Origin of the sequence: Novosphingobium sp. JCM 18896 (genome assembly GCF_025938095.1) — a bacterium.
Lineage (GTDB): Bacteria > Pseudomonadota > Alphaproteobacteria > Sphingomonadales > Sphingomonadaceae > Novosphingobium.
The window spans coordinates 329,303-348,703 of the sequence record NZ_JAPCZF010000004.1 but is presented as its reverse complement, the minus strand read 5'-3'; the positions used below and the strand labels follow the sequence as shown (position 1 = coordinate 348,703).

13 protein-coding genes are annotated in these 19,401 nt (G+C 65.0%); 7 read left to right on the top strand and 6 right to left on the bottom strand.

From position 1 onward, the window contains the following. Positions 1–120: 120 nt before the first annotated feature. Entirely contained in the window at positions 121–2,058 is a 1,938-nt protein-coding gene (locus OLX23_RS16280) for a prolyl oligopeptidase family serine peptidase (protein WP_264446067.1), read from the top strand. Between the two features lie 19 nt (positions 2,059–2,077). Here the strand turns inward: OLX23_RS16280 and OLX23_RS16275 are convergent, their stop codons facing one another. Further along, on the bottom strand, positions 2,078–3,298 hold the full coding sequence (locus tag OLX23_RS16275; RefSeq protein ID WP_264446066.1) for a TCR/Tet family MFS transporter: 1,221 nt from the start codon (positions 3,296–3,298) through the stop codon (positions 2,078–2,080). 225 nt (positions 3,299–3,523) lie between these two features. Here OLX23_RS16275 and OLX23_RS16270 point away from each other — a divergent pair, with 225 nt between their 5' ends. Then, positions 3,524–4,438 (top strand): SDR family NAD(P)-dependent oxidoreductase, encoded by a 915-nt coding sequence (locus OLX23_RS16270; protein ID WP_264446065.1) that lies wholly within the window; start codon positions 3,524–3,526, stop codon positions 4,436–4,438. A 7-nt stretch (positions 4,439–4,445) separates the two neighbouring features. Here OLX23_RS16270 and OLX23_RS16265 read toward each other — a convergent pair whose 3' ends face one another. Beyond that, positions 4,446–5,663, bottom strand: coding sequence for a TetR/AcrR family transcriptional regulator (locus tag OLX23_RS16265; RefSeq protein WP_264446064.1), 1,218 nt, complete (start codon positions 5,661–5,663; stop codon positions 4,446–4,448). A gap of 117 nt (positions 5,664–5,780) precedes the next feature. Between OLX23_RS16265 and OLX23_RS16260 the strand changes: the two genes are divergently transcribed. After that, a complete protein-coding gene (locus OLX23_RS16260; RefSeq protein WP_264446063.1) occupies positions 5,781–8,093 on the top strand; it encodes a TonB-dependent receptor in 2,313 nt (770 codons plus the stop codon). Between the two features lie 18 nt (positions 8,094–8,111). Beyond that, positions 8,112–8,990: a tyrosine-protein phosphatase gene (locus OLX23_RS16255; RefSeq protein WP_264446062.1), complete on the top strand. Its 879-nt coding sequence runs from the start codon at positions 8,112–8,114 to the stop codon at positions 8,988–8,990. Between the two features lie 67 nt (positions 8,991–9,057). On the opposite strand, the gene OLX23_RS16250 is transcribed toward OLX23_RS16255, so the two are convergent. Further along, on the bottom strand, positions 9,058–10,512 hold the full coding sequence (locus tag OLX23_RS16250; protein WP_264446061.1) for an OprO/OprP family phosphate-selective porin: 1,455 nt from the start codon (positions 10,510–10,512) through the stop codon (positions 9,058–9,060). A 475-nt stretch (positions 10,513–10,987) separates the two neighbouring features. Here OLX23_RS16250 and OLX23_RS16245 point away from each other — a divergent pair, with 475 nt between their 5' ends. Together OLX23_RS16245 and OLX23_RS16240 are read left to right on the top strand one after the other, a co-directional pair. Then, on the top strand, positions 10,988–11,710 hold the full coding sequence (locus OLX23_RS16245) for a nuclear transport factor 2 family protein (protein ID WP_264446060.1): 723 nt from the start codon (positions 10,988–10,990) through the stop codon (positions 11,708–11,710). Positions 11,711–12,327: 617 nt separating this feature from the next. Next, the gene (locus OLX23_RS16240) at positions 12,328–14,856 is read left to right on the top strand and encodes a TonB-dependent receptor domain-containing protein (protein WP_264446059.1); all 2,529 of its coding nucleotides are present in this window, start codon (positions 12,328–12,330) and stop codon (positions 14,854–14,856) included. A 373-nt stretch (positions 14,857–15,229) separates the two neighbouring features. On the opposite strand, the gene OLX23_RS16235 is transcribed toward OLX23_RS16240, so the two are convergent. The 3 genes from OLX23_RS16235 to OLX23_RS16225 form a co-directional block, all read right to left on the bottom strand. Beyond that, positions 15,230–15,811, bottom strand: coding sequence for a CinA family protein (locus OLX23_RS16235; protein WP_264446058.1), 582 nt, complete (start codon positions 15,809–15,811; stop codon positions 15,230–15,232). Between the two features lie 165 nt (positions 15,812–15,976). Further along, positions 15,977–16,333 carry a hypothetical protein gene (locus OLX23_RS16230; protein ID WP_264446057.1) on the bottom strand — a complete coding sequence of 119 codons (357 nt, stop codon included), beginning with the start codon at positions 16,331–16,333 and terminating at the stop codon, positions 15,977–15,979. A gap of 192 nt (positions 16,334–16,525) precedes the next feature. Continuing rightward, entirely contained in the window at positions 16,526–16,732 is a 207-nt protein-coding gene (locus OLX23_RS16225; RefSeq protein WP_264446056.1) for a TOBE domain-containing protein, read from the bottom strand. A 189-nt stretch (positions 16,733–16,921) separates the two neighbouring features. Here OLX23_RS16225 and OLX23_RS16220 point away from each other — a divergent pair, with 189 nt between their 5' ends. Continuing rightward, positions 16,922–19,276: a TonB-dependent receptor gene (locus OLX23_RS16220; RefSeq protein ID WP_264446269.1), complete on the top strand. Its 2,355-nt coding sequence runs from the start codon at positions 16,922–16,924 to the stop codon at positions 19,274–19,276. The last annotated feature ends 125 nt before the right edge of the window (positions 19,277–19,401 follow it).

Genomic DNA, 19,401 nt, shown 5'->3' with positions numbered 1-19,401 from the left:
GAACGATCACCTTGAACTGGCCCCGCTTCGGCGGGGCCTTTTTCTTGCCGGCCATCGCTGGCATCCGGCGCGTTCGAATGTAGGATGCCGGGCAGACCCCTTCCCCGGAGATCGTCGCCCATGCGCCCAGCCCTTCTCGCCACCATGCTCCTGTGCAGCACCGCCGCGCTTGCCGATGCCGAGCGCCCCGCCGCGCTGGTCGTCGATGGCGCCCCGCCGGTGCCCGATGCGGTCGTGGAGGAAACCCGGCCCTACATGGAGTTCCGCACCGCCTCCTTCGCCGGCTGGAACGCCGCCGACCGCGCGATGCTGATCGGCACGCGATTCGGCAACACCGCCCAGCTCCACGTCGTCAAGCAACCGATGGGTGCGCGTACCCAGGTGAGTTTCGAGGCCGAACCCGTGGGCGGCAGCTGGTCGCCCACCGGCGACGTCCTGCTCGTCGTCAAGGATAAGGGCGGCGACGAGTTCTTCCAGCTCTACACGCTCAAGGACGGTCGGCTCACGCTGCTGACCGACGGCAAGAGCCGCAACGCCTTCGGCGCCTGGAGCCACGACGGCAAGCAGATCGGCTACAGCTCGACCCGGCGCAACGGCACCGACAGCGACCTCTACGTCGCCGACCCGCGCGATCCCAAGTCGAGCCGCATGGTCGCCCAGGTCAAGGGCGGCGGCTGGCAGATCGCCGACTTCGCGCCCGACGGCAAGCGCGCGGTGGTTTCCGAATATGTCTCGATCACCAAGTCGAACCTCCACCTGCTCGACCTTGCCAGCGGCAAGCTGACGCCGATCGGCGATCACGGCCGGACGATCGCCTATGGCGAGGCCGAGTTCGCGCCCGACGGCACACTGTGGGTCACCAGCGACGAAGGTTCGGACTTCCAGCGCCTCGGCACGATCGACCTCGCCAGCGGCGCCTTCTCGCCGCGCAACCCCGAACAGCGTTGGGACGTCGAGGATTTCGACATAGCCAAGGACGGCAGCTTCATCGCCTATGCGGTGAACGAGGCCGGCGCCAGCAAGCTGCGGCTGCTCGACCCGAAGGCGGCTCCCGGCGCTGCCGTGCGCGAGGTCAAGGGTTTGCCGCTGGGTACACTCGGCAAGATGGACATCGCGCCCTGGGGCACGGTCGGCTTCGGCTTCAGTTCGGCCCGATCGCCTTCGGACGCCTATTCGGTCGATCCGGCGACGCTCGCGGTCACCCGCTGGACCCAGAGCGAAACCGGCGGCCTCGACCCCCAGGCCAACGTCGAACCCCGGCTGGTCGAGGTGAAGAGCTTCGACGGCGAACGCGTCTCGGGCTTCCTCTACAGCCCCGACGCGAAGAGGTTTCCCGGCAAGCGCCCGCTGATCGTCAACATCCACGGCGGCCCCGAAGGCCAGTCGCGCCCCGGCTTCCTCGGCCGCAACAACTATCTGGTCAACGAACTCGGCGTCGCCGTGTTCTATCCCAACGTCCGCGGTTCGACGGGCTTCGGCAAGCGCTTCGTCAATCTCGACAATGGGCCGTTCAAGCGCGAGGATTCGGTGCGCGACATCGGCGCCTTCCTCGACACGCTGTCCAAGGACCAGTCCATCGATCCCGCACGCATGGCCGTGACCGGCGGCTCCTATGGCGGCTACATGTGCTATGCCTCGGCCATACGCTATGGCGCGCGGTTCAAGGGCGCGAACTGCGTGGTCGCGATTTCCGACTTCGTGACCTTCCTCGAGAACACGCAGTCCTATCGCCGCGACCTGCGCCGCGTCGAATACGGCGACGAGCGCGATCCCGCGCAGCGCGCCAAGCTCACGGCGATCTCGCCACTGACCAGCGTCGACAAGCTGACGATCCCGCTGATGGTCGTCACCGGCGGCAACGATCCGCGCGTGCCGGCCTCCGAAGCCGACCAGATCGTCAAGGCCGTGCGCGCCAAGGGGCGGCCGGCCTGGCACCTGCTCGGCCAGAACGAGGGCCACGGCTTCGCCAAGAAGGAGAACGCCGACTACCAGTTCTGGACCGGCCTGCTGTTCTGGCGGCAGACGCTGCTGGGCGAGAAGGGCAGCGGGAGCCAGTAAGCCCGGTCTCCGCGACGCTTCAGCCCGAAGCCGACTGCGGCTCGGCGAGCGGGCCGGGTGTTCGAGCCGAAGCGGCGATGGCCGCCATGGCGAGAATGCCCGCGGCGATCGCGAAGCCGAGCCCGGGCAGGCTGGCGCTCGAAATCGCATAGATCCAGCCGAAGAACACCGGCCCGACGATCCCCGCGACGCTGGCTAGGCTCTGCATCGCGCCCTGCAGCCGGCCCTGCTCGCTCTCGGCCACCCGCCGCGACAGCATCGACTTGAGCGTCGGCTCGGCCAGCCCCATCAGCGAGGCCGGGATCATCGCGACGACGAACAGCACGGCGTTGGGCGCCAGCCCCATCGCCAGAAAGCTCGCCATACCGCCGACGAGGCCGACAATCGTCGTTCGGCGATCGCCGAAGCGCGCGGTCGCGGGACCGACGACGACGCCCTGCATGATCAGGTCGAGCACGCTGGAAAAGGCCAGAAGCGCACCGACCTGCAAGGTCGAAAGGCCGTGCTGATGCCCGGCGAACAGCACGAAGATCGTCATGAACAGGCGATGCGAAAAGGTCAGCAGGAACACGCTGAGCGCCAGGCGGCTCAGTTCGCGCCTACCAGCCACCATCCGCAACGCCGTGACCGGGCTGGCCGATCGCCAAGTGAACGGGCTGCGGCGCCCGGGCGGCAGGGACTCGGGCAGAACGATCAGGCCATAGAAAAAGGCGGCTCCGGAAAAACCGGCAGCAACCCAGAACGGCAGTCGCGGCGACATCTCGCCAAGAATGCCGCCGATCGCCGGACCGAGCACAAAACCCGCCGAGATCGCCGCACCGATCAGCCCGAAAGCACGGGCGCGACGCTCGGGCGCCGTGACGTCGGCCATATAGGCGAACAGCGCGGTGGCGCTCGCCGAAGTGATCCCACCGATGATGCGGCCGATCACCAGCCACCAGAGCGTGGGCGCGAGCGCCATCAGCACCCAGTCGAGCGTCAGCCCGGCGGTCGAGATCAGGATCACCGGCCGACGCCCGAAGCGATCGGACAGGCCACCGATGATCGGCGCGCAGACGAACTGCATCAGCGCCCAGAGACTGCCGATCACCCCCGTCCAGATGCCCGCCGCGGCGAGCGATCCGGTCAGGTCCTCGATCAGGCCGGGCAGCACCGGCATGACGATGCCCATCGCCATCATGTCGAGAAACGCGGCGACGAGGACCATCCAGATGGCCGGCTGCCGCAAGGCGTTATCCATGGGTCCCCTCCCCGTTTTGCCCGACTAGATGACGGCGGCACGATCCTGTCAATCTCGGGACCCGGCGAGTTTGGACCGAACGCCGCCGAACGACCCCATGGCAGATGTCGCGGCAGGCGAGGATTGTCCGGATAGGTCAAGGCGCCTGCCGCCATCGCGTTTAAGCTCGCCCGAACCGCCGAGTCACCGCAGCCGGTAGACGGGGCAGCGAAAAGGGGACGAGGAATGGCCGACATGCGTTTCGACGGACGCGTCGCCGTCATCACCGGTGCTGGGCGCGGGCTCGGCTTCGAATATGCACGCCTGCTCGCGAGCCGCGGCGCACGCGTGGTGATCAACGACAACGGCAGTTCGCTCGACGGATCGGGCGCAGATCAAGGCGTCGCCGCCGAGGCCGTTCGCCGGATCGAGGCCGAAGGCGGCGAGGCCATCGCCTGCACCGCCAGCGTCGCCACCCCCGAAGGCGGACGCGCGATCATCGAGAGCGCGCTCGACCGCTGGGGCCGGGTCGACGTGCTGATCCACAACGCCGGCAACACCCGCTTCGACGATTTCGCGACGATCGAGACCGAAGCCTTCCGCAGCGTGGTCGACGTCCACCTGCTCGGCGCCTTCCACGTAACCCATGCCGCCTTCCCGCACATGCGCGAAGCAGGATATGGCCGCGTGGTGCTGACAGGTTCGATCGGCGGCCTCTACACGATGCCCCAGACGGTCGGCTATGCGGTGTCGAAATCGGGCATGATCGGGCTCAACAACGTGATCGCCATCGAGGGCGCGGATCGCGGCGTGAAGTCCAACATCATCCTGCCCGGCGCGGTCACGCGCATGGCCGAGGGACTCGACGTCACGCAGTATCCGCCGATGGGGCCGGACATGGTGGCGCCGATGGTCGGATACCTGGTGCACGAGGACTGCGCGGTCACCGGCGAGCTCTACGTGTCGATGGCCGGTCGTCTGGCGCGCGCCTATGTGACCGAGACGCGCGGCGTCTATCGCCCGGACTGGTCGATCGAGCGGGTCGCCGCGGACATCGCCGCCATTCGCGATCCCGCCGAGGGATGGACCTTCCACCCGGCCGAAAACGGCTTCTTCGAGCACATGGCCAAGAGCTTCGAAATGGTCCGCAGCGAGAGCTGAGGCGGCGTCAGGTCCACGCGCCAAGCCGCGTCAATAGCGGCGCCGCGTCGGCTGCGGTTGCGGTCCAGTCTTCGTGGAGGCAGGCGTTGCCCCGGCCGCTCAGAAACGCTGAAAAGATCGCGGCGTCGATCGGCGATATGGGGCGATCCGAGCCCAGGATCGCCTGGAAATAGGGTCCGGCCGAGCGGCCACGCAAATATCGCAATTGCGCAGCGAAACCCGCGAAAGCGGGATCGCGCGCGGTTGCAACCGACAGCTCTTCCAACCCGAGAGCATTGGCCCGCGGCGCGAAGGCGCCTTCGAGATGCCCGATGGCCTCCTGCCGCCCGAGCGTCCGCAGGCGCTCTTCGGGTTCGCCTTGCGGGACCATCCGACTGTAGATCGCCTCGAAGGCCGCGTTGAGCAGATCGGCACTCGTGCGATAGCGGTGCGAAACCACACCCAGCGTGACATCGGCCTCGGCCGCCACCGCACGATGCGTGAGGCCGGCGATGCCGTGCTGTTCGATCGTGCGCGCCGCCGCGGCGGCGATGCTGGAAGCGTTCGTCTCGACCCCGACCGGACGCTGGGTGGCAAGCGCCATCGCTTCGCGGCGGGCCAGATCGAACCACGGCGAAGGCCCGGCCAGCCGACCATCGAGCCAGTCGGCCCAGCCGCGACACAGTTCTTCCAGCGCCGCACGATCGATCGGCCGACGCCACCGCAGGAGATGCAGCGCAATGAGCCCCTCGAACAACCAGGCGGTCCCCTGCGCCACGTCACCCAGATCGAGGTGATCGCAGATTTCCTTCCAGAACTCCCGCCACAGCGCACTCCACGGTGTGCGCTTTTCACGGTGCGCCGGGTCGCGCAGCGCCATCAGCTGCGATTGCCGGAAGGCGAAGGCCAGGCTCCGCTGCGTCTCGCACCAGTCGTCGATCAAGGTGGCCAGCAAGGAGCCTAACGCCCTCGGTCCACCGATCTTGCCGCCGCTCGATAGTTCGATCTGCCGTTCGCACCAGCGACCCGCCGCCGCGCAAGCATCGCCCTGCGCGACCTGCAACAAATGTTCCATACTCCCGAAATGATGGTAGATCGAGGAGACGGGAATATGCGCCAGCGCCGCCAGATTTCGCGCGGTCATGCCGGCAGAGCCTTGGCTCTCCCAGGCAAAAAGCACCGCTGAAACAAGTCTTTCTGGCGTTTTCCCGCCATTCTCCAGAATGTTCGAAAGCTCTCCGGGCACCGCTATCTCTCCAAGGCCCGTGCATATTCGACGATCGCGCCACCAAAGACAAGCGTCACAGAAGGGCAATACAGGCGTTCTAGTTCCCCGCCGAATCATAGTGCGGGGACACCAAAAATGCGACAGACTACTTCCTTCGATCCGCGCGCCTGGCTGATGGCCGGCGCCGCGCTTTGCGCCATGCTCGGTGCGACCGACGCGCTCGCCGCCGACGCCGCGGCCACGACTGCCGAAGCCAGTGCGGATGCCGCGGCCGGGCTCGAGAGCATCGTCGTGACCGCGCAGAAGCGCGAGACCAACCTCCAGGAAACGCCGATCGCGATCTCGGTCCTCGGCGGCGACGATCTCAAGAACCGTCGCGTGCAGAGCCTGCTCGACCTGATCGACGGCAGCGTGCCGTCGCTGCGCGTCGCCCCGTTCTTCTCGCGCCAGTCGGCCGTCAGCGTCGGCATTCGCGGCATCGTACCGTCCGACGCCAACCAGCCCAGCCGCGACCAGGGCGTCGGCGTCTATCTCGACGGCGTCATCCTCGGCCGCTCGCAAGGCCTCGGCGCGGCGCTGTTCGACATCGAGCGCATCGAAGTGCTCAAGGGCCCGCAGGGCACGCTGTTCGGCCGCAATTCGACCGGCGGCGCGGTCAGCATCGTCACGCGCGAACCGAGCGGCAAGTTCGGCCTGCGCGCGACCGCCGGCGTCGGCAACTACGGCGCGCACCGCGTCGAGGCGCATCTCGACCTGCCGAGCTGGAACAACATCGCGGTCAAGATCGACGGCGTGCTGACCAAGCGCGACGGCACGGTCAAGAACACGCTCGAGGGCGAGGACGACTTCAATTCCTACGATCGCCGCGGCCTGCACCTCGGCGCCAAGTGGGAACCGAGCGACAGCTTCTCGGCGCGCTATGACTTCGACATCTCGCAGGACCGCACGACGCCGATCTTCGTCCAGCTGATCGATCGCCATCCGAGTGCACCAGCGGCCAATTTCGCGCCGCTCGTCCAGGTTCACCCGGAACGCATGGACACGGTCGACATCGGGCTGCCGCAGCAGGAGAGCGTGGGCAACATCCACGGCCATATGCTGCACCTGTCGTGGCACCCCGCCGACAGCATCGAGGTCCGCTCGATCAGCGCCTATCGCAAGCTCGACCAGAGCCAGTTCGACAACTCGATCGGCGCCTATTCGGGCCGCTTCGTACCCAATGCCCAGTTCGCGCGCTACAGCCTCGCCTCGCTGCGCCAGGAGCAGTTCAGCCAGGAACTGCAGGTGCTCGGCAAGTTCGACAATCTCGATTTCGTCGGCGGCGTCTTCTACTATCACGAGAAGGGTGACGACGACGCCTGGTCGCCCAACACGATGGTGTGGAACGCGACCGGCACCGCCGCGACGCGCCTGCCCACGCTGGCCGCGGGTGCCGCAACGGTGTTTCCCGACCGCGCCAGCACCGCGAAGACCGACTCGATCGCGGTCTTCGGCCAGGCGACCTGGACCCCGCCGGTGCTCGACGAACGCCTGCACCTGACGGTCGGCGGCCGCTACACCAGCGACAAGAAGGAAGGCCATCTGACCAAGGTCAACGGCGCCGTGCCGGTGCTCAACGGCGTGACCGGCCCCATTCCGTTCGAGGGCAAGTGGAACCGCTTCGACCCGATGGTGACCCTGGCCTTCGACCCGACCGACGCGATCCACGTCTACGGTCGCTGGGGCACCGCCTATCGCGCCGGCGGCGCCAATTCGCGCTCGCTGACCTATCGCGCCTTCGATCCCGAAACGGTCTCGACGATCGAGGGCGGCATCAAGGCCGAACTGCTCGACCGCCGCGTGCGCCTGAACCTCGCCGCCTATCACACGTCGTTCAAGGACATTCAGATCGACTTCAACGCGGTCAATCTCGGCGGCAGCAACCGCACGACGATCGAGACCGTCAATGCCACAGGCAAGGGCACGATCGACGGCTTCGAAGCCGATCTCACGATCGCCCCGGTCGAGGGCCTGACGCTGACCGGGTCCTACGCCTATACCAAGAGCAAGCTGCCACCGGCGGACAACCCCTTCGACACGAGCACCGCGCTGGTCCCGTCCTACGTCGTGTTCACCCCGAAGAACGCGCTGAGCACGGCGATCGACTATGAACTGCCGCTGGGCGGCGCGACCCTGCGCTTCCATCTCGACGGCAATTTCGCCGATGGCTACCGCGTCGCCTCGGGCACCGACGTGCTGTCCGATCCCTCGACGATCTTCAACGGCCGCGTGTCGCTCGGCGATATCGATCTCGGCCGCGGCGCGACCTTCGAACTCGCCGCCTGGGGCCGCAATCTCTTCAACGAGGAACACCTGTTCTACCGCGGCGGCCCCAACCCGACCCTGGGTTCGTTCGGCATGTTCAACGATCCGCGCACCTACGGCATCGACGCCACGGTGCGGTTCTGAGCCATGAGGACGAAGACGATGCGCAACACGATCCTGGCCCGCGTTCTCGGCGGGCTCGCCTTTGCCGCTCTGGCAGCCGCAGCGCCGCTGCACGCGGCGCCGAACGAGGCCGCGGCGGCAACCGCGGCCGAACCCAGCCGCGCGCTATTGCTCCAGGGCGGGCAGAACTTCCGCGATCTCGGCGGATACAGGACCCGCGACGGGCGTACGGTGCGCTGGCGGATGCTTCTGCGCTCGGGCGCGATGAACCATCTGACCGCCGCCGATTTCGACTATCTCGCCAAGCTCAAGCTGCGCACGGTCGTCGACCTGCGCAGCACCGAGGAACGCCAGGCCGCACCCGTGCCCTGGCCGGACAAGACCGCGCCGCACATTCTGACCCGCGACTATCGGCAGGACGCCATGGGGCTCGAGGGTATCGATCTCGCCAAGCTGAGCGGCGAGACCGCGCGGGCGCGGATGGCCGCGATCTATCCGGGGATCCTGGAGCATTTCAACGACCAGTATCGCGAGCTGTTCGATCGCCTGCTCGCCGATGACGCGCCGCTGGCCTTCAACTGCTCGGCCGGCAAGGACCGTACCGGGGTCGCCGCGGCGCTGATCCTGACCGCGCTCGACGTCCCGCGCGAGACGATCATCGAGGACTATCTGCTGTCCAACCAGACGTTCCGGCCGGACCTGTCCGCCGCGGCGGCCGATCCGGCCTTCGCCGTCTGGCGCCAGCTTCCGGCCGACGTGTCGCGTGCCTTCATGGGCGTCGACCGCAGCTACATCGAGGGTGTGTTCCGCGTGATCGACGCCCATCCGGGCGGTGCCGAGGGCTATCTTCGCGATCGGCTCGGGCTCGACGCCGCGGCCCTCGCGACCTTGCGCAGCCGCTACACGGTCGCCGGATAGCCGATCGACGAGCGCCCGGCGGGTGCGCAGCGAGAGATGCGAACCGCCGGGCGTGCCATCGCTACGATCAATAGTTCCACTGCACCTGGGTGCGGATCAAATCGCCGCGTGCCCGGCCGGTGCGACGTTCGTCCGCCTCGGTGCGGTTCATTCGGGCATAGGCGACGGTCAGCTCCAGCGCCTTCCACGGCTGCCACTCGACGCCGAGTTCGAGTTCGTCGGTCTCGAGACGCGGCGCGCTGGTCGAGGCTTTCCACCCGCCGCGATACCTCTGCCAGCGCGCATAGGGCATTACCGCCCCGAAGGTATCGGTCGGCAGGCGATACATCAGCTGGACGTAGCCGCCGCTGAGGTTCTTGGTCGCGATCGCCTGCGTGGCGCGATCGAACTCGGGCCCCTTGCCCCAGTTCCATTCGGCCTGGATGCCGAAGGGCTGCGGATAGAGCATGGCGTGCAGGCCGATGCGATTGTCCTTGAACGCCTGCGCGCTCACCGCACCGCTGCGCAGTTCGGGCTGGACGTCGTTGAGCATGCCCGAGCCGCCGAACTCGAAGACCTGGCCTGCGAGTCCGTCGCCAAGCCCGTCGAGTTCGATCGGCCAAGTCGCGAAGGCCACCTTCATCAGCCCGCGGTTCTGCTCGGTGCGGTTGGTGCCCTGGCCGTTGAACACACCGAGCCCGAAGGCGCCGTAGTTGCCGAAAAGCTTCTGGCCATCGTGCGAAAGCCGATCCCAGATCTTCTGGACCGACGGCGGCGTATAGTAGCCGACCACGCCGAGATCGCGCTCGCTGGGAACCGCGCTGTTGATCGCATCGCTGCGGTCGAGCGTCAGGCGATTGGATGACGACTGCATGTTTTCCCAGCCGAACGGAACCTTCGACTGGCCCAGGCGAACGCGGAAGGTCTTGGCCTTGTCGAGGAACACGTCGGCATAGGCGTCGCGCAACTGGACGTAGCCCTCGCGGCGTTCGGTCCCGGCCTGATTGTTCACCGCGGTCGCGAAATCCGACTGCAGATAGAGCGAGACCCGATCCGAAACGTCACCCTGCAGCACCAGGCGCGCGCGACGCAGCGAAAAGCCGCCGCGGTCCGAGATCGAGCTATCGTGGACCGATCGCAGCCGCGATTGGCCTGCGGGGGCCGTATCGTCGCCCGACAGGAAGGCGTTGTAACGCATCTGCGTATAGCCGCGCAGAGACAGGCGTTCGTACCAGGCCTTGGGCTTTGCCGCCGGCGGCGTGGCGGCGGCGGGAGAGGATGGCGCTGGCGCGACCGCCATCACGGGGACGGGTGCACGAGTTGGCGTCGAAGCCGGCGGCGATACGGGGGCCTGAGCCACGGCGCTGGCGGTCTTCTGCGCAGCCAGCGCCGCCGTCAGCACCTGCACCTGCGCCTTGAGCTCGTCGATCTGCCGCTGCAGATCCTCGTTCGTCTGCGCCCGCGCCGCTTCGGGCGTCAGCGCCAGCAGGCTCAGCGACAAGACGGCGCTCTTAGACTTCAACCCTCGCACCCGGTCCTCCATGAGTTACCGGACGCGCCTCTATGGCGTTTCAATGACAGTTGAATGACGGTATTTTCACAATGGAGTGACAGGCCGACCCTCGCGATCGATCATCGACCGAAAGCTTTCGAAAACACCGTCCGCTTCCTTGAATACCAGCTTTGCGAACGGATGCCGACCGCGAGAGCGACGAGCCGTGCGAATTGGCGGATTCGGCAGCCGACATCGAGCCGCCCCAGCTTTGAGAGGGCGCCCTAACCGGAAGCCCGAGCGCCTTACTCGGTAGCCTCGTCAAACATGGGAATAGCTAGGATCACTTGGCGGAGAGGGTGGAATTCGAAACAAACCTCCGAGTCGAGAACGGCTACCAGTCGGATTTCTACCTGCTCATCGTCGTCAGCTTGACGCAGTTCGATTGGCGGAGCGGTATTTCGCTGAGGGGCTCGAAAAACCAATCGAGCAATAGAGACTGCCCATTATCAAATCGCCAAGGGGGATGGTGACGACGGCTGGCGCAACGACGCCGCATTTACGCGCCATCAGGCCGCAGAGCGCGTATGTTTGCTACCTATTGACGGCGACCTTCTATTTCCCAAAATCCCATAACATCAAATTTCTTCGCTCTCTGTCAGAGAGCAAGCAAGCGAAGCTTATTGAAGCTTGGTCGCAATTCCCGCTTGCTGCTTCGCACTCTCCTCGGCTTCGGCACCGCGGCGCTAGCTGTCGTCTATGCCGACCGGAGTGCTACAGACGCACGTCCGATGGAATCGAAACTCGCAACCACGCCGCCGTCGCCCAGAGCTTCGAAGCCTGGCGCAGCGGCACCGGCAGCCCGTTCGATCTCCTGGCCGACGATGCCCGCTGGACCATCGAGGGCCATTCGGTGGCCTCGAAAACCTATCCGAACAAGGAGGCCTTCCTCGCCGAAGTGATACGGCCGTTCAACGCACGGATGCGGGTTGGCCTCAAGCCTATGGTACGTAGCCTTCACGCGGACGGCGACACCGTGATCGTGCTGTTCGATGCGCGCGGCACGGCGCGCGACGGCAAGCCCTATGTGAATAGCTACGCCGTTCCTCAATCTGCGCGAAGGGCAGATCATCCACGCCTCGGCCTTTTTCGACGCGATCGAGTTCAACGACTTTTGGTCGCACGTCTCGCCGGGCGAATGAACAAAAGGCCGTTGTTGAAAATCCCCCCGCCACATCGGTGGGCGTAGCAAGAGGATCCTGGCGCCCTTGCCCCGGGTCGCTAATGGCCAGGGACAATCCGTGCTGAGCAGGAACGTCCGGCCATCCCCATAGTGGTGCGGCGAGATGCCCGCTGTGATCGATGGGTGGAGCGAACACAAAGCAGCATATTGTGAACAAACGACCACTTTCAGGGATGCCAAATCGCCTTCATCGCAACCCCTAGTTAGCGCGGATCCGCCCATTCCGCCCCAGCTCCAGCGCGTGACGACCTCGTGATGTAAAAGAGGCCGAATATTTTTCAGATCACGGCCTGCAGAAAGATATCGGCTGCAAGGCGTCCTAGACAATCTAAGGTCGGCCCAGTCAGATTGTGGCTTAAGCGATCAGTGCAGCACGGAAAGCGACGGGAAGGTCGGCCGTTTTAGCCAGTTCCCCCGCCTGCCCAACCAAAAACTAAGACCATAAATCGCGTCAACGAGAAATTAAACACACCAATTGCAATTCTTTGTGCGAAAATAATTCATGTTTCAAATCATTAGGCGAACCGCAGGTATGGCAACGAGGGTATGGTTGAAGGGACATTAAGCATTTTTCTCGATTGCCCCCGAATTCCGAAGAACACCAAATCGGGACAAGGGGAATCATGTTTCACAATCGTCGTTCATACGCCGCGAATTGCGCTTCGCTGGCAGTCCTGGCTCTCGCCACCTACGCCGCACCCGCACTCGCGAAGGATGAGCCCAAGCCGCTCACCGCATGGGAAGCCAGCCGCACCATCGATGACGACGCGACCGTCAAGACCGGCGTCGCCAAGGCGCGCGATCCGCTCGACAGCGCGACCTCGACCAGCGTCCTCAAGGATAACGAGGTCGTGAAGCTGTCGGCACCGTCGCTCGCCGACCTGTTCCGCAACATTCCGGGCATCCGCGTCGAAGGCGGCGCGGGCGAAGGCCTCAACAGCTACACCGTGCGCGGCCTGCCGCTGGTCAACGGCGGCGCCAAATACGTTCAGATCCAGGAGGACGGCCTGCCCGTGCTCGAGTTCGGCGATCTGACCAACATGGGTCCCGATGCCTTCGTCCGTGCCGACATCAATCTCGCTTCGGTCGAATCGATCCGCGGTGGTTCGGCCTCGACCTTCGCCTCGAACGCGCCCGGCGGCGTGATCAACCTGATCTCCAAGACGGGTGAGGTCGAAGGCGGTTCGGTCCGGCTCTCGACGGGCCTCGACCACGACAGCAATCGCATCGACTTCGACTATGGCCACCGCCTCGGCGACGGCTGGCGCTTCCACGTCGGCGGCTTCTATCGCCGCGGCGAAGGCCCGCGCGAAACCGGCTATACCGCGATGCGCGGCGGTCAGATCAAGCTCAACGCGACCAAGGAATTCGACGGCGGCTATATCCGTTTCTACGGCAAGGTCCTCGACGACAAGTTCCCCGGCTACATCGCGAGCCCGATGTCCGTGACCGGCACGAACGACAAGCCCGTCTTCCGTCCGCTGGCGCAGTTCAACGCGGTCGATGACACGATGATGTCGCGCTACATCTCGGACGGCGTGCAGGTCAATTCCTCGGGCAACGTCGTGCGGAACGACGCCCAGGACGGCTACCGCGTCAAGGCGAACACCATCGGCACCGACGTCGTCTTCTCGCTCGGCGAGTGGAACTTCAGCGAACGCTTCCGTTATTCGGACATTTCGGGCCAAGCCGACATCCTCGATCCGCAGATCCAGTTCGCCGCAGCGAGCACGCTCCTCGGCTACTTCGCACCCGGCGGATCGATCCAGTACGCTTCGGGACCGCAGAAGGGTACCGCCGTCAATCCGGTCACGGTTAGCGGAAACGGCCTCGTCTCAGTTTCGACGATTGGCCACACCAATATCAACAGCCTGAACAACGTGACCAACGACTTCCGCGTCAGCCGCGTTTGGGAAGTCGGCGGCGGCGACCTGACCACCACGGCGGGCCTGTACAATTCGCAGCAGACGCTGGACCGCGAATACTACGCCTCGATCATCGTTCAGGACCTCGTCGGCGGCGGCAATTCGGCGCTGCTCAACGTCAAGGATGCTACCGGCCGCGACATCTTCGTGAACGGTGCCTACGCCTACGACGATAGCCTCAACGGCAAGAAGCGCGTGAAGCTCGACTACAATGTCCTGGCGCCCTACGGCTCGTTCAACTTCCACACCGGCAAGCTGTCGGTCGGCGGCTCGGTGCGCTATGATCGGGGCTCGGTCTCGGGCACGATCGCTCGCGGCACCGCGCGCAAGGTGATCGACGTCAACGGCAATGGCACGACGGCCGGCGACCGCGCCGAGCAGGGTGCATCGACCGGCCAGGTCGTAGGTATCCCCTACATCGCGCCGGGCTCGTCGCAGCCGGTCGACTACGACTACGACTACGTATCCTATTCGATGGGCGTGAACTACCGCGTGAGCAAGTCGTTCTCGGTGTTCGCTCGCCACAGCCTCGGCGGCCGCGCCGGCGCCGATGCGCTGCTGTTCTCGCCGGCCATCAGCGCGACCTCGGGTGCGCTCCTCAACGAGGATGCGGGCCACGATTCGGTCCGTCAGACCGAAGCGGGCTTCAAGTATCGCAACAACGGCATCTCGCTGAACCTGACCGGTTTCTACGCGACGACCAAGGGCACCTACCTGCCGACCATCGCCGACAGCCTCGGCATCAAGACGCCGACGCTGGTGTCGCGTTCCTACCACACCTACGGCGCCGAAGTCGAAGGTGCGGTGCGCCGCGGGCCGTTCAGTGTCACCGGTAGCGTGACCGTCACGGGCGGCGAGATCAAGGCCGCCGAACAGGCCGCGCTGGTCGGCAAGCAGCCGCGCCGCCAACCGACGCTGCTCTATACGCTGACCCCGCAGTTCGACATCGAGCGCGTCACGATCGGCGCCAACATCCTGGGGCAGACGTCGAGCTATGCCGACGACGTCAATCTCCTGAAGATGCCCGGGTTCACCACGGTTGGAGCCTTCGCGCGCTATCGTCCGGTCGATCGGATCGAACTGGGCCTGAATGTCTCGAACCTGTTCAACACCAAGGCGATCACCGAAGTCAATTCGGGCGGCGGCGCGATCCCGGCCACCGGTCTGGCCACGGTTCGCACGCTCTACGGCCGTCTGATCTCTGCCTCTGCCCAGTTCTTCTTCTGAGAACATATCCGCCAGGATGACGGCGTCATCTTGGGATGAGCTAGGTTGATATCGATCGGATGCCGGACATCCGATTAGCTCCCGGCAGCGCCACTCTCTCCCCGTTGAGAGTGGTGATGCCGGGAGTTCTATTTGTGCCCATTGGGCAAAACGGCTTCCCATCTGTAGATCCTGCTCGATTGTCGCGCCCTCTCCCCCAACACCGCTCCAGCGCCGTCAATGACGGGCATCAACTAAAGCGGCTGAACGAGCGACGACTTAAAACGACACCGTGCGCGTCCTCGAACGTCCGAAAGGTTGGCGTCAACGGCAGGTAGGCGGTCGTCGGATAACAAGACATGGCGGCGGGCGCATTTGACGTGAATACGCCAAGTCAAGTCGGCGCAGTTTCGAGAATCTCGACGAAAAGCTTTAAAGTGGCCTCGGCAAACGCCCACATATTGGTAACGCGGTCGTCTATCCCCGTGCGCAGCGTCCGTACCGCGGTGATTGTACCGACGACCGCCATGCAAGTGTGGCCAGCCGGATCGCCGTAGCCGTTGGCGGGCCCTGCAACACCAGTCTCTGACAGCCCCCAACTTGCCGTTCCGTGGCGAGCACGAATCTCGGTTGCGAGAAGGAGAGCATAGGGTTCAGAGCTCGAACGAATTCCGTCGGCCCTCATTTGCCTGATGGAGATGCCGGCGAGTGCCTCAATCGACCGGGCGGAGTAGGTGATCGCACCGCCGACATAATAGTCCGACGCTCCGAGCACGGCCAGGAGGCTTGCAGATATCAGGCCGCCTGCTGAGGTTTCTCCAATAGCGACTGTTTCACCCCGCGACTTGAGCAGCATGCCGGCGCGAGAGCCCAGTTCAAAAACTTCGTTCATGCCGTCGACTATCAGTTCTGTAGACCAGCCACTATCGACGAACTGGAGAGGTAAGCCGGCCGTCCGCCACGTCGCGGATTCCATCTGCCGCCGGCTCCGATCACTGAGGCGCTACGTGACGTGGTTCGCTTGATGTGCTGGGCGCAACATCTGATAAGGTCGCCGAAACCCAGTCGTGAGATCTTCGATGCCTCCACAGGTTACGGAATTGAATCACATCACGTTGGCAGTTGCCGATGTCGAGCGGCGTCAGCCTTGAGCGGCCGGAAATGGCTTAATTCCGCGAAACGCGATAAGGCCGGCGGCTATCGAAGAGATTACGGCGGCGGCCCATAAGCTCTCCTGGAAGTGGCGGCCGTTGTCGAACACAATCCCGGCAAGGTGTACAGTTACCGCTACTACTGTGAGTCCTAGCCCGAACCTCAGGACGAGATCGGCTTCCGCCACCTGTCCTTGGAGCACAGGTGCCGAAATGGTGGCTTTCATGGCTATCGGCAATATGAATGCCATTCCAGCCATTGCGGCCAGGAAGCTTCCAAATCTGCCGCTGAGGTAGATCTCAAGCCAAAAGCCCACAGCCTGTAAGACCGCGCCGAACCAGAACACCGGGGGTAATTCAGGGGCCGCCGGACCCGTCGGAAAGCGGTGTTGCATCGTTATTACCTACGCTTCAGCCGTAATCGTTTACTTAATTGAGAGGGGCTACGGCTTGGAATGTGAACAGCCGGCAGGCTTCAGACTTCGAGATTGCGCGTGGCATGACCGCTTGAGTGGGACGACAGCGGACCCCGTCGGCCCTTACTTGCCGATCAGCACGTCGGAGGCCTTGATCAGCACAGTGACCTTGTCGCCGACGGCCAGGCCGAGATCGGCGATCGCCTCTTCGGTGATGCTCGAGGTGATGATGTTGCCGCCCCCGACGTCGACCTTGATCTGGCCGTTGACCGCACCCGCAGTGATCGCGGTGACGGTCCCCGCGAGTTGGTTTCGTGCGCTGATCTTCATCGCTGTCTCCTCTCCATGCGCGGCGTTTCGGGCCGCGCAAGCGCAGGATGCGCCCGAATGCGGCGATGCACAATGCGGGGCTTTCCAAGCCTCGCCCGTCTATATACAGGCGAATATAGCCAATATGGGCATGGGGGATTTCCGTTGACCAATTCGAACCGCCGCGCGGCCTTGCTGGCCGCGCCGTTGATGCTGGCGCTGTCCGCCGATCCGAGCTTTGCAGAGGAAGCCGAACGTCCGGCGGGGGCCGAGGCGGATTCGAGCGCCGCGATCATCGTCACGGCTCGGCGCCGCGCGGAGAACCTGCAGGACGTACCGGTCGCCGTTTCGGTCGTGCGCGGCGAAGATCTGGACCGCGCCTACACGGTCAACACGCAAGGCGTGACCAACCTCGTGCCCGTGCTCAACTATTCGTCGGCCAATCCGCGCAACACCTCGTTCACGATCCGCGGCCTCGGTTCGAGCGTCGTCGCGGTCAGCCAGGCCAACGACGGGCTCGAGCCCGGTGTCGGCTTCTATGTCGATCAGGTCTATCACGCGCGTCCGGCGACGGCCGCTTTCGACTTTTCCGACATCGAGCAGATCGAAGTGCTGCGCGGCCCGCAAGGAACGCTGTTCGGCAAGAATACCACGGCCGGTGCGATCAACATCACCAGCCGCGCACCGACCTTCACGCCCGAGGCGAACCAGGAGATCAGCTACGGCGAGCGCAACTGGCTCCAGGTCAAGGCCGCGGGCTCCTTGCCGCTGATCGACGACACGCTGGCGCTGCGCGTGTCGGGTCTGATGACCCGCCGCGACGGCGTGATCACCAATGTTCGTCAGGGCGGGCACAAGCAGAACAACATCGGCAATCAGGCCGTGCGCGGGCAGCTGCTGTTCAAGCCGTCAGAGGCTTTTCAGCTACGTCTGATCGCCGATTTCGCCAATTTCCAGAACGAGTGCTGCACTCAGGTCTTCGTGCGCGTCGGCACCAGCCTGCGCGCGGCGGCGCGCCAGTATCCGTCGCTCGCGGCGGGGCTCGGCTATGTGCCGCCGAGCACCAACCCCTACGACCGGCTGGTCGACATCGATGCCGAACTCGGTGTCGATACCAACGAGGGCGGCGTCACCGCGATCGCCGACTGGGACTTCGGCCCCGTCACGCTGACCTCGGTGAGCGCCTGGCGCTTCTGGAACTGGGACGCCGCCAACGACCGTGACTACACGGGCATCAACATCCAGGTGACGCAGCACATCCTCTCGCGCCAGGATCAGTACAGCCAGGAACTGCGTCTGGCCTCGAACGGCGACGGGCCGTTCCGCTACGTGGGCGGGCTCTACTTCTTCCACCAGACGCTCGATGGTCGGCCGATCTCGATCTACGGCCCGCAGGCGGCCTATTGGCTGATCGGTCCGACCTTCACCTCGGGAACCACGACGGTGAACGTGCCGGCGAACCTGCTCGACGGCTACGGCACCGACGGCCGCACCCATTTCACCACCGACAGCTATGCCGCCTTCGCCGAGCTCAACTACGACGTGACCTCGCGCTTCACCGTCACCGGCGGCCTGCGCTACACGCACGAGAAGAAGTACGGGAACTACGACAGCCCGGTGTTCGGCGGGCCCGAACTGACCGGAACGGCCGCGCAGATCACCGCGCTGACCAACGCCCGGCTGTCGATCCTGCGCCGCCAGACCTACGAGGCGCGCGACAGCGACGGCAGCCTGTCGGGCCGCGCCAACCTCGCCTATCGCTTCACCGATGGCCTGATGGCCTATGCGAGCTTCGCGCGCGGCTTCAAGTCGGGCGGCATCAACATGTCGGGCCTGCCGCTGACCAGCGCCAACCTGCCGGCGCTGACCACGGCCGTGGTCAAGCCCGAGCGCAACACGACTTACGAGGTGGGTCTAAAGACCCAGTTCCTCGACAATCGCGTGACGTTCAACCTCACCGGCTTCTACACGCAGGTCCGCAACTTCCAGGCGACGATCGTGGACAGCAGCCAGACCGTGGCCCTGCGCGGCTATCTGTCGAACATCCCCGAAGTCGTGGTGAAGGGCATCGAGGCCGACGCGGTCGTACGCCCGGTTGACGGGCTGACGATCCGCGGTTCGCTCGCCTATTCGCACGGCGAGTACACCGACTATCCGGCCGGACCCTGTCCGCTCGAAGTGCAGACCGCGGCGACCACGGCCTGCAATCTCACGGGCAAGCCGCTGGTCGGTCTGCCGCGCTGGGTCGAAACGGTCAGCGCCGACTATACGGTACCGCTCGGCAAGGGTGGCAATCTGGTGTTCCATGCCGATACCGCCTGGCGCAGCAGCTACTACGGCGACCCCAGCCTTTCGCGCTTCACGCTGATCGACGGCTACAACCTGACCAATGCCAGCATCGGCTACCGTTCGGACAAGGGCTGGGAGATCAGCGTCTTCGCGCGCAACCTGTTCGACAAGGACTATCTCCAGAACCTGACGATCCAGGCGGGCAATTCAGGCCTTATCGTAGGCACGCCGAGCGATCCGCGAACGGTCGGGGTCACGTTCCGCGCGTGGCAGTAGTCAGGATCCGACCTCTGCCGCGCGCGTCGCGGCCGAACAGATTGCCCAAACCGCTTGCCGGATAGGGCGCCAGATTCTCGCCGCGCAGCCATGCGGTTGAAATCTGGCGCCATTTTGGCCAGGCG